At 37.2% G+C, this 11,944-nt stretch carries 6 protein-coding genes, 6 tRNA genes and 1 pseudogene; 3 read left to right on the forward strand and 10 right to left on the reverse strand.

What is annotated here, in order from left to right:
- Window positions 1-45: 45 nt before the first annotated feature.
- From glgD to glgB, 3 genes are read right to left on the reverse strand one after another with little or no spacing between them, the layout of a single operon-like run.
- Entirely contained in the window at window positions 46-1,080 is a 1,035-nt protein-coding gene (gene glgD / locus RTP99_RS16650; RefSeq protein ID WP_000504138.1) for a glucose-1-phosphate adenylyltransferase subunit GlgD, read from the reverse strand.
- 18 nt (window positions 1,081-1,098) lie between these two features.
- Entirely contained in the window at window positions 1,099-2,229 is a 1,131-nt protein-coding gene (glgC, locus tag RTP99_RS16655; RefSeq protein ID WP_000057613.1) for a glucose-1-phosphate adenylyltransferase, read from the reverse strand.
- Window positions 2,177-4,114, reverse strand: coding sequence for a 1,4-alpha-glucan branching protein GlgB (glgB, locus tag RTP99_RS16660; protein WP_001100879.1), 1,938 nt, complete (start codon window positions 4,112-4,114; stop codon window positions 2,177-2,179). The genes glgC and glgB overlap by 53 nt, the downstream gene beginning before the upstream one ends.
- Before the next feature lie 469 nt (window positions 4,115-4,583).
- Between glgB and RTP99_RS16665 the strand changes: the two genes are divergently transcribed.
- The gene (locus tag RTP99_RS16665) at window positions 4,584-5,189 is read left to right on the forward strand and encodes a CalY family protein (RefSeq protein ID WP_000053953.1); all 606 of its coding nucleotides are present in this window, start codon (window positions 4,584-4,586) and stop codon (window positions 5,187-5,189) included.
- A gap of 32 nt (window positions 5,190-5,221) precedes the next feature.
- A complete protein-coding gene (locus tag RTP99_RS16670) occupies window positions 5,222-9,445 on the forward strand; it encodes a S8 family serine peptidase (RefSeq protein ID WP_000728873.1) in 4,224 nt (1,407 codons plus the stop codon).
- Window positions 9,446-9,621: 176 nt separating this feature from the next.
- On the opposite strand, the gene RTP99_RS16675 is transcribed toward RTP99_RS16670, so the two are convergent.
- Entirely contained in the window at window positions 9,622-10,566 is a 945-nt protein-coding gene (locus tag RTP99_RS16675) for an L-lactate dehydrogenase (RefSeq protein WP_000715338.1), read from the reverse strand.
- 555 nt (window positions 10,567-11,121) lie between these two features.
- Between RTP99_RS16675 and RTP99_RS16680 the strand changes: the two are divergent.
- A pseudogene (locus RTP99_RS16680) lies at window positions 11,122-11,277 on the forward strand (IS4 family transposase); the annotation flags it as partial.
- A 99-nt stretch (window positions 11,278-11,376) separates the two neighbouring features.
- On the opposite strand, the gene RTP99_RS16685 reads toward RTP99_RS16680, so the two are convergent.
- The 6 genes from RTP99_RS16685 to RTP99_RS16710 all read right to left on the reverse strand — a co-directional run bounded on the left by RTP99_RS16685 (window position 11,377) and on the right by RTP99_RS16710 (window position 11,879).
- A tRNA-Glu gene (locus tag RTP99_RS16685) sits at window positions 11,377-11,448 on the reverse strand.
- 24 nt (window positions 11,449-11,472) lie between these two features.
- Window positions 11,473-11,545, reverse strand: a tRNA-Thr gene (locus tag RTP99_RS16690).
- Between the two features lie 4 nt (window positions 11,546-11,549).
- Window positions 11,550-11,624 (reverse strand) — tRNA-Asn (locus RTP99_RS16695).
- 8 nt (window positions 11,625-11,632) lie between these two features.
- Window positions 11,633-11,709 (reverse strand) — tRNA-Ile (locus RTP99_RS16700).
- A 10-nt stretch (window positions 11,710-11,719) separates the two neighbouring features.
- Window positions 11,720-11,790, reverse strand: a tRNA-Gly gene (locus RTP99_RS16705).
- Between the two features lie 13 nt (window positions 11,791-11,803).
- A tRNA-Lys gene (locus RTP99_RS16710) sits at window positions 11,804-11,879 on the reverse strand.
- Between the last annotated feature and the right edge of the window lie 65 nt (window positions 11,880-11,944).

Consider the following 11,944-nt stretch of genomic DNA (forward strand, 5'->3'; position numbering starts at 1 on the left):
TAAATTAAAACTTTAATCAGTGGAGGAAAACCCCCCACTGATTCCTTAAGAATAACTATTAATCGTACTGTTTTGCACGCTTCCTTTTTCTACAACGTATGGCTCATCGGCGTTTCCTTTTAGTACAACACCGTCACCAATTTTCACATCTTTATCAATAATAACACCGTCTATTATACAGTTATCTCCAATTTGGCTCTTTTGCATAATAATGCTATTACGAACAATTGAACCTTTCCCAATTTTAACAGAACGGGAGACAACACTATTTTCTACTTCACCTTCGATAATACTACCATTTGCAATCATTGTATTTTTCACGACTGCACCCTTTACATAACGAGTTGGCGGCTCATCTTTTACTTTCGTAAAGATTGGTGCTTCTTTCTTAAATAGTTGCTTCCAAATAGCAGGTTGCAAAATTTCTAAGCTATGTTTATAGTAGCTTTCAATTGAATCAATAATAGCTACATATCCTGTATGCTCATACGTAGCAATATGTAGTGATTTTCCGCGCTTTTCTCTCACTACATCGAATAAGCTATATTGCTCCACATCTTTATATGAATCGAATAAATCTAACAGTAATTGTTTCTTTAACACGTACGTTTGAAGCGAAACCCCTTCATGGCAAACTTCCGTAATATCAGCTGCCGTATGTATATGTCGCTCTAACACCGCTTGAAAATTCAATGCTGTTACGAGATGGCTATTCGTAATAACGACGTATTCTTCTCTAGCTCTTAGAAAATAATCAATATGTCTTCTAAAATGCGCAAAAGATCCAAATTCATCTTGATCACATTGGCAATTTGGCGGGAATAAAAACAGTCCGTCTCTTTTTCTATCTAAATCCCACTGTTTTCCTGAACCAACGTGGTCCATTAACGAGCGGTTTTTATGACTTGTAAAAACCGCTACACTATGAATATTAGAATTCACCATATTTGAAAGCATGAAATCAATGAGTCGATAACGGCCCCCAAACGGTAACGCCGCTAGTGAACGATGCCCTGTTACTTTCTTTAAGGAAGGAAAACTTCCCGTTGCATTAATAATTCCTAACATTTTTTCTCCCATTCATTTCATCCCCCTTTTCTATTTCCCTTCAGCAATGAGTACTACATCGTCGACATTTTTTTCTGGACGAATAATTGTTCCATCTTCAATAACCATTTCTGATCCAACGATCGCTCTTTCAATCACAACATTTTTACCAATCTTCGCTCCCGGCATAACGACAGAATCAATAACCATACTACCTTCTTCCACCGTAACTCCTTGGAATAGTACAGAATGCTTCACGTCCCCTTCAATGACGCATCCTTCGTTAATAAGTGATTCTTCTACTTTTGCCTTTTCAGCGATATATTGAGGTGGTTCGTTTGGATTAACAGAATAAATACGCCAATTACGATCATTTAAATTCAGTGATGTTTCATCGCGAAGTAAATCCATATTCGCTTCCCATAAGCTTTTCACCGTTCCAACATCTTTCCAATACCCTTCAAACGGATACGCCATTAACTTCTTCCCTTCATCTAATAAAAGCGGAAGTACATCTTTTCCGAAATCATTACTAGATTCAGGGTTTCTTGCATCCATTTCTAAATACTCTTTCAAAATTGCCCAGTTAAAAATGTAAATTCCCATTGATGCAAGATTACTTCTTGGAAATTGCGGTTTCTCTTCAAATTCAACAATCTCCATCTCTTCGTTCGTATTCATAATACCGAAACGACTCGCCTCATCCCAAGGCACTTCAATAACAGAAATGGAAACGTCCGCTTCTTTCTCAATATGGTAATCTAGCATTTTACTGTAATCCATTTTATAAATATGGTCGCCTGATAAAATGAGAACATACTCTGGTTCATATTGACTTAAATAGTTTAAGTTTTGATAAATGGCACTTGCCGTACCTGTGTACCACTTCACACCTGAAGACTCCGCATAAGGAGGTAATACTGTGACTCCACCGCTTACTCGGTCTAAATCCCACGCATTGCCGATTCCGATATAATTATGAAGTTCGAGTGGTTGATATTGCGTTAAAATCCCAACCGTTTCAATACCAGAATTTGCGCAGTTACTTAGCGTAAAATCAATAATGCGATATTTACCACCAAATGGAACAGCTGGCTTGGCTAAATTTTTTGTTAATGCACTTAATCGACTACCTTTTCCCCCTGCTAGTAACATTGCTACGCACTTTTGTTTTTGAGCCATCTTGTTTTTTGCTCCCCTTTCTCGTCTTCACTGGTCGTAATATGGATACGCCAAATGGTGGAATTGTAATTTCTACATGTGCTGCTTGATTATGAAACGGCTCTTGAATCGCCTTCAGACGCTTCTTATTTACTTGCCCTGATCCGCCATATTGCTCAGCATCACTGTTTAAAACCTCGTTATAATACTCGAAATCTGGTACACCTACTTTATAGTTTTCATATGTAGCTTTCGTAAAATTACATACGACAACTAACGCATCTTCTTGTTTATCCCCTTGGCGGATAAAAGAGAAAATACTTTGCTCATTATTATTAGCATCAATCCACTGAAATCCTTCAGGCGAATGATCAAGCTGCCAAAGTGGTTTGGAGCGCTTATACAATGCTATGAGCTCTTTAAAGTAATCATGCATATAACGATGCATTTCAAAATCATGTAAATTCCAATCTAAATCTTCAAGGTCTTTCCACTCATCAAACTGCCCGAATTCTCCACCCATGAAAAGTAATTTCTTTCCTGGATGAGTAAAGAAATATCCATATAATAAACGAAGTTGAGCAAACTTATCCCAGTAGTCTCCTGGCATTTTATTTAATAACGACTTTTTCCCATGAACGACTTCATCATGAGAAAGCGGTAATATGAAATTTTCAGAGTAAGCATATAGTAAAGAGAACGTCATTTTCTCATGAATATATTTTCTGTACTCTGGCGCACACTCCATATACTTCAGCACGTCATTCATCCAGCCCATATTCCATTTGTAATTGAATCCAAGCCCACCTTCATACGTTGGAGCTGTTACAAGTGGCCAAGCTGTTGAATCCTCTGCTGTCATAAGGAAATCTTCATCCTCTGCAAATACCGCTTCATTTAACTCCCGTAAAAATGAAACAGCGTGCTCATTACTTTGCTCTTGTCCTTCTTTATTCCAGTACAGCATGTTTGCAACTGCATCCACCCTGAAACCATCAATGTGGAAATATCTCATCCAAAATAACGCATTTGAAATTAAGAAATTACGTACTTCTCTCTTTCCTAAATCAAAATTGACAGTTCCCCATACTGGATTTTCTTGCACATCTTTATCTTTATATTCATAAGTCGGTGTCCCATCAAACAAATATAAACCGTGAGCATCTTTACAAAAATGCCCCGGCACCCAATCTAAAATGACACCGATTCCATATTTATGACATTCATCGACAAAATGCATCAAATCATGTGGCGTGCCGAATCTACTCGTTGCGGCATAATATCCCGTTCCTTGATATCCCCAAGAACGATCATACGGATGCTCAACAAGCGGCATAATTTCAATATGTGTAAATTGATGTTCCACCACATAAGGAATGAGTTCTTCTGCCATTTCCCTGTAAGAATACAACGTTCCATCTTCTTTCTTTTTCCAAGAACCGAAATGCAATTCATAAACTGTCATCGCTTCTTTATAAACCGATTTTTTCTTTTTCTTACGACTCCAGTTTTTATCATTCCATTCGTATCCCTTTATATCAAAAACTACAGATGCCGTATTCGGTCTTACTTCTGCATACACAGCATACGGATCTGCCTTAAAAATGACATCACCAGCCATCGTTTCAATCGCATATTTATATATTTCTTTTTCTTCAATATGCGGTATAAATAAGGACCAAATTCCCTCTTCTGTCACTTGTAGCATCTTATGTTGCTCATAATCCCATTCATTAAAATCTCCAACAACACTCATTGCTTTCGCATGAGGAGCCCATACTGTAAATCGTACACCTCGCATCTCATCTTCCGTCACAATATGTGCGCCAAAGATGTTATAACTTTCATAGTACTTTTCTGTATGAAACTCATCTCGTTTCACTTCTTCACAATTTATTACGTTCAATATGCTCACCTCACTAAGATGACAGAATTTTTTATACTTTACCAATTCTGCGAAAAACTGAAATATCCTTGTTAATTTATAAAAAACATACGTTTTTTTCTTAAAAATGTTGAATTTTTTTCACATTTCTATTTAAAATATCGAATTTTGACGAATATTCATTGAAAACGCTTCATTTTTTACTAGCTTTTCATCTTACTATTTATTTCTCAACATCTATTTTATTAGCTTTATCCCCTTTTTTATGTTATTTTCCACTTGAAATCGCAACAAAATAATCTACCATAAAAAAATGTTTCTCAACATTTTTTGTCACAATTTTATTGAAATGGAAAATTGATAAGCATATACTTGTTCTCAATAAAGAACAGCGACTTTTCGCAACTATAATTCATAGTGGACTACTATGTTTACTTATTTATCCTTGTTACGAACAGTCGCTATAAAAATTTAATTAGGGGGCTTTCTTATGTCATTAAAACAAAAGGTTGGAATGGGAGTTGTCACAGCAACGCTCGGCTTATCCCTTACATTCGGCGGTGTATTCGCCTACTTCAGTGATTCTGAAACATCTAGTAACTCATTTCAAGCTGGAACACTAGACCTTTCTATTAATCCAAGTGTAATCGTTGATGTGAAAGATTTAAAGCCAGGTGACTTTATTGAAAAAAATTTCACGCTTGAAAATAAAGGGTCATTGGATATTGCAAAAGTAGCACTTGAAACATCCTATGAAGTTACAGATGCAAAGAAAAATAATGATGGTGAAGATTTAGGCGATCATATCATCGTCAAATTTTTAGTGAATGATGGAAAACCATCTAATCCAAACGATGATCATGAAATTTTGTGGGAAACAAAACTATCACAATTAAAGACTATGAAACCTGAGGATGTGGCTACTTCTTTAGAACGTCATAACTTAATAGACGGTATTAAATCTGGTGAAACAGATTATTTACACGTGCTCTTCTCCTTTGAAGACAACGAACAAGATCAAAATAAATTTCAGGGTGATTCCTTACAGCTAAACTGGACATTCCATGCAGAGCAAACGCCAGGCACAGAGAAATAATTTTTAAAATATAAATTATCGGAGGCTTATACATGAAAAAGAAAAATCGATTTGTTACCGGAATTGTAACGGCTGGCGTTCTGTTTTCAACTGCCCTTCCGTTCAATGTACTTGCTGAAAATCCTATTAACCAAATTGACTCTTCAAACGCCCAGTCTTTACTATCAAAACTTTCTAAAGAACAGCGTCAGGCATTACAAACGTTAGATGCCAACCCTGGTTTTACTATCTCGCCAGATATTAATACAAGTAGTTCCGAACCAGTAAATATCATTGTAGAATTTCAAACGGCTCCAGTAAAGATTAATGAATTAAAACAAAAAGAAAAAGGGTTACAAGCTGCTCCTGAAAATATAAAGGCACGTATTGATCAAGAACATGAGGAATTTCAAAAAGGACTAAAACGTCTTTATCAGTTCAGCCCATCAGTAAAGTCAGGGAATTTCCAGTCAGTACAAATTAAACGTTCTTATAAACATGCGATAAATGGGGTTGCGCTGACATTACCTGCAAATACAGTGGAAGAATTGTTACGGATTGGCGTTGTAAAACGTATTTGGAAAGATTACGAAGTGAAATTAAATTTACCAAAACAAGCAAAGCAGAAAGCACCTCAAAAACTAACAGATAGCATTCCGCAAATTGGGGTCGATAAGTTACATAGCGAAGGCATTACCGGAAAAGGAATTAAAGTTGGTGTATTAGATACAGGTATTGATTACAATCATCCTGACCTAAAAGACGTGTATAAGGGCTATCGTGCAAAACCTGGCGAAGACTCTAGCAAGGTAGATCCAAACTCAGTAAAAGGTTGGGACTTTATTAATAACGATGCAGATCCGATGGAAACAACTTATACAGAGTGGCAACAATCTGGTGCTCCTGAATTTGATGATCGTGGTTCTTCCTTCTACACAGCCCACGGTACTCACGTAGCAGGTATCGTTTCTGCGCAAAAGAAAAACACATCAGATTCCGCAGTAAAAGGTGTTGCACCTGACATTGAACTGTATAACTATCGTGTACTCGGTCCATACGGAAGTGGAGATAGTTCTGGTATTATTGCTGCAATCGATAAATCTATTTCTGACGGCATGAATGTTATTAACTTATCGTTAGGTGACGATAGCAACAATCCACTTGATCCTACGTCTATCGCTGTCAATAACGCGATGCTTTCCGGTGTTGTTACAGTCGTTGCTGCTGGAAACTCTGGTCCAAATCCAGCGACACTCGGATCACCAGGTGCTTCTCCATTTGCGATTACGGTCGGGGCAAGTGATAGTTCTATTTCCTTACCGAAACTATCAGGTCATGCTGGGCAATTACAATTTCCTAACCTAATTTTATTCGGCAAAAACTTTACTGATAAAATAGAAGATTTCAAGGGACAAACTTTACCTATTGAATCTGTAGGAATTGGTACGCCTGACGAGTTTAGTAAAAAAGATGTAAAAGGAAAAATCGCTCTCGTTGCACGTGGTACACTGTCATTTGATGAAAAAATTGCGAATGCAAAACAAGCTGGTGCAAAAGCCGTTATTATTTATAACAATGTGGACGGAGAAATTCCTTTCTACGTTGGCGAAAGTACAAAATACATTCCCGCATTCCGCCTAACGAAAGAAGACGGTGAAAAACTAAAAGCTCAAATCGAACAAGGTAATACATCCTTTACTTTTGACGAACTTAGTTATATTCAAACAGAAGGCGATCATCTTGCAGACTTTAGCTCACGCGGTCCTGTTACATCAAATGATGATATTAAACCAGATATTACAGCGCCTGGTGTTGCTGTACTTTCAACAGTACCTGAATATATTAACGACCCACAAGAGGGCGAAAATTATGATGTTTCCTATGAGCGTATGCAAGGAACATCTATGGCTTCTCCTCATATCGCGGGCGTTGCTGCTCTTATTTTACAAGAACACCCAGAATACTCTCCATTCGATGTAAAGACGTCTCTTATGAACACAGCTGATGACTTAAAAGAAAAGTATTCCGTATATGAAGTTGGAGCTGGACGAGTAGATGCGTACAACGCCGTTCATACGGAAACTAGTTTTAAAGTGCTAGATACAACAAAAACAGTTGTAAATGATGAAGTAATTGAAGTACCTGAAGAAACTGGATCCATTGCATTCGGGAAGTTCTATCAAAAAGACGGTGAAGCTCTTGAACAAAAACGAAATATAAAAGTACAAAATCATAATAAACAAGAGAAAAAAGAATTTAAAACAGAAATTTCTTATACACCAGCATCTTCTTCTATTAACGACGCTACCGCAAACGGTGTAAAAGTTTCTGTTCCAGAAACAATTACTCTTGATGCTGGAAAATCAGATGAAATTGAAGCAAAAATTAATGTTCCAGCCGGTGTAAAACAAGGCCGATATGAAGGATATATTCATATTACAAATACGAAAAATAAAGAAGAAACGTACCAAATTCCGTTCTCTATTCGTGTATCAGAACCTGGTATTGAAAATGCAATATTATCAAGAAAAGCAATTTCAACTGATACATCTAAATTCAATCCATACCGTGAATCGTATTTGCACGGGGCGTTCCAATTAAACAGCGAACTTGAAACGTTAGATCTTATCGTGAAAGATTCCAAAACAAATAAAGCTCTCGGTTTCCTTGGTACATTAAACACTAGTGGATTAAAAACTGATGTGTATTACTACTTAGATTCATTCTTTAACGGCAGGGTGTATCCTTTTACAAATGATCCTGCAAAACCAATTGGTGATGAGAAAATCGACTTACCAGAAGGTGATTACACAATTGAGTTTGTTGGCTACGATAAAGACGGTAAAGCACGTGTGAAAGGGGATTATGTCGTAATTGATAATACACCGCCAGAAGTGAAATTAACTGGATTACAGCCTGGTATTTATGAATTAAATGAAGAGAACTATACAGTAGAAGACGGTAAAAAAGCACTATGGATTAAAGGAAATGTGTATGATTCGAATGTTGACTACTTAAAAGGAAAAGGATTAAACATTACGCAAGAAGCAAACGGAGTGATGTACTACGATTATTCTCCATACTTGCATAAGTTTTTACCTATTAATGCAAATGGTGACTTTAAAGTTGGCATTACTCCTGAATCCTTTAAAACTGAAGGTCCAATGAATACAGGCGTATATATTTTCGATTATGCAACTGCAGGAGCTGACTATCCGAGCGGTGTAAATAACTATTGGTTTATCCCGCAAGGAGCTCAATATGCGAAAACTAGTTATGATAAAAAAGAAGTATATAAAGGTGATGAATTCACTGTGACGCTAAACGCCAAACATGTGAAACAATTTGTTGCTGGGGAATTTAACGTAAAATTCCTAGAAAAGAACTTCAAATTTGCAAATGCGAAATTAAATCCTGCTTTTGAAAAGCTACTTTCCGAAAAAGGGGTGACCGCAAAAGTAAATGAACCGAAACTAGAAGAAGGTTCTGTTACAGTTGGCGGAGCTATCGATGACAAAAACTTCGCTGGATTAGATGGTGATTTCCCGTTCATTGATGTAACGTTCAAAGTAGAAAATGATGAGTTTTATGAAGCAAATGCTCAATTAGATTTATCAGTGTTCGCTTACTGGAAACAAGGTGAATCAGAGCCAAATAGAATGCGTGTCCTTCAAGATCAAACATTCTCAGTTATGTCTTTAAACTCACTAGTCGAAGGAAGTATTAAACCTGGTGCTTTCTTAAATGAACGCGGATATTTAGATGAAAAATTCGATTATACAAAGCTTGGCGTAAAAGTATATGCAACAGATTCTTACCGTCATAAGTTTGAAGGCTCACTTGATAAATACGGATCCTTCAAACTAAATGGACTTCCTGTTAATAAACGCGACTATAACTTATATGTAGAAGTACCAGGGCATTTAACAAGCCGACTAACAACGAAACTTGGTACTGAAAAAGACGGTAAGCTACTTGGCCAATATTATTATGCACGCTTTGATGAAAACCTTGCAGGTGATGTAAATGGCGATAAAGTAATTGATATAAAAGATGCTGAAATTATCGCTAACAACTACGGTAAAAAAGGACTATCTGTGAAAGACGGCGACCTTAACAAAGATGGTATTGTCGACGAAAAAGATATTCGCTTCGTTGAAAAGAACTTCTTGAAAAAAGGTCCAGATGCATCCAAATCACAAACACCTGTAGAAAAATCAAAAAGCGGTACACTGGCAGATATTTTAAAGAAATTAGGATTGACGCCTAAAAAATGATAATAATAAAGAGCACTCTACGCAAAGTAGAGTGCTCTTTTCTATAAACGACCCTGATCCAGCAAAAGGGGTATATTGGGGATATACAAGGGAAACCGGAAAAGGAATTTATATTAAATTATATATAAATCCAGAAGTAAGAAGTAGTTCCCCACTTCTGGATTATTTAGCAATTATTATAGTACTGGTGCCATTGTTTCTTTTAATACTTTTACAGAATGAGCGAATTTCGCTTTTTCATCCTCATTTAACTCAAGCTCTACGATTTCACGTACACCTTCACGGTTAATTACAGCTGGAACACCTACGTAAGCATCTTTCTCACCGTATTGACCTTCAAGGTATGCAGATACAGTTAATACGCTGTTCTCGTTGTTTAAGATTGCTTTAGTTACACGAAGTAGTGACATACCGATTCCGTAGTAAGTTGCACCTTTACGCTCGATAATATGGTAAGCCGCATCACGTACGTTTTCGAAGATTTTATCTAAGTCTTCTTGTTTGTACTGTTCGTTGTTAGCTAAAATTGTTTCTAGTTTTTGTACACCGATAGTAGCGTGACTCCATACTGGAAGTTCAGTGTCACCGTGTTCACCAACGATGTAAGCATGAACGTTACGTGGATCTACATCTAAGTAGTCACCTAACATGTAACGGAAACGAGCAGAGTCTAAAGTAGTACCAGAACCAATTACGCGCTCTTTTGGTAGACCAGATTCTTTCCAAGTTACGTAAGTTAAAATATCAACTGGGTTAGTTGCGATTAAGAAGATTCCATCGAATCCGCTATCCATAATACCGCGAACGATTTGTTTAAAGATCTTTGTATTTTTCTCAACTAAGTCTAAACGAGTTTCACCTGGCTTTTGTGGTAATCCAGCAGTGATAACTACTAAATCTGCATCTTTACAATCTGCATAGCTACCGCTCCAAACTTTTGTTGGTGATGGAGAGAATGGTACCGCATGGCTTAAGTCCATTGCTTCCCCTTCTGCTTTTGCTTCATTAACATCTACTAATACGAATTCTTCAGCTACACCTTGGTTGATCATTGAGTAAGCGTAACTACAACCTACAGCTCCTGTTCCTACTAATACTACACGATTGATACCTTTTTTCATGGTAATTTCCCCTCTCTATTGTTCACATATATTTTTTTATGATTGTTTAAGTAATTAATTAAAATACTAATTTAATGTTGTTTAACTTCTTTACACTCATATTGTAGCACGTATTATTGTGAAAAAGTTCACAAATTATGACCTATTTGTGAACTTTTTCACATAGAGTGTAAAGTTATTGGAATAGGTGTGGAATCCATTTCAATGGAGGCGTTTTCTTTAGATTGTGAAAGGGATTTTCTTATGTTTTTGTCGGTAAGTGAAATTATATCGGCGATTTTTAGAATATATCGACTATAACTCCAAATATATCGGCGATTTTTGCAATATATCGACTTACCGACAAAACTCGACAATAATGACAGCATAAAAAAACTGCCTCCAGTAGATCACCTACTGAGAGACAGTTTCTTCTATATATTATTTATTTTCCGCCGTAGCGCCTAATACAGCATCCTTTGTTTGAACAACCCATATTTCAATTTTTATTATTCAACGGTATCTAATAACTCTACAACTAATTCCTTAGGATCTTCCCAGCTATGAGATTTACCCGTTTATCCAAGTGCAGGAGGCTTTAGCATACGGCCGAGATAAAAATTCAATTTGAGTATGATTTGTTAAGTGAACATTCCTTCATACTCATACAGGTCAAGGTAAACAACATGATTATACTTACAGCTCTCTGCATTCCCAACTGTAACAGCGAATACTTCATCTTTCTTTTAATTCATAAAAAAAAGCAGACTATCCAAAGGCTACTTTTACACAACAAAAAAGAGATAGCAGATTATGCTATCTCTTTTAGTATGACCCGTACGGGATTCGAACCCGTGTTACCGCCGTGAAAGGGCGGTGTCTTAACCACTTGACCAACGGGCCAAAAAAGTTTTAAACCTATTCCCAAGCTTCCAACCGGGCTTGAACCGGTGACCTCTTCCTTACCATGGAAGTGCTCTACCAGCTGAGCTATGGAAGCATAATGGCTCCGCAGGTAGGACTCGAACCTACGACCGATCGGTTAACAGCCGATAGCTCTACCACTGAGCTACTGCGGAATAATATATGGTGGGCCTAAATGGACTCGAACCATCGACCTCACGCTTATCAGGCGTGCGCTCTAACCAGCTGAGCTATAGGCCCATAATTGAAAAGCGGGTGAAGAGAATCGAACTCTCGACCAGAGCTTGGAAGGCTCTTGTTTTACCACTAAACTACACCCGCATTAAATTGTAAATGGTGAGCCATGAAGGACTCGAACCTTCGACCCTCTGATTAAAAGTCAGATGCTCTACCAACTGAGCTAATGGCTCATTTTGAAAGTGGTGCCGGCTAGAGGACTTGAACCCCCAACCTACTGATTACAAGTCAGTTGCTC

It is taken from the genome of Bacillus sp. (in: firmicutes) (assembly GCF_031983925.1).
GTDB lineage: Bacteria > Bacillota > Bacilli > Bacillales > Bacillaceae_G > Bacillus_A > Bacillus_A pacificus.

Bases quoted from the DNA above. Each gene is read 5' to 3' on its own strand.
- glgD (WP_000504138.1), bottom strand. From the start codon at position 1,080: ATGGGAGAAAAAATGTTAGGAATTATTAATGCAACGGGAAGTTTTCCT.
- glgC (WP_000057613.1), bottom strand. From the start codon at position 2,229: ATGGCTCAAAAACAAAAGTGCGTAGCAATGTTACTAGCAGGGGGAAAA.
- RTP99_RS16665 (WP_000053953.1), top strand. From the start codon at position 4,584: ATGTCATTAAAACAAAAGGTTGGAATGGGAGTTGTCACAGCAACGCTC.
- RTP99_RS16670 (WP_000728873.1), top strand. From the start codon at position 5,222: ATGAAAAAGAAAAATCGATTTGTTACCGGAATTGTAACGGCTGGCGTT.
- RTP99_RS16675 (WP_000715338.1), bottom strand. From the start codon at position 10,566: ATGAAAAAAGGTATCAATCGTGTAGTATTAGTAGGAACAGGAGCTGTA.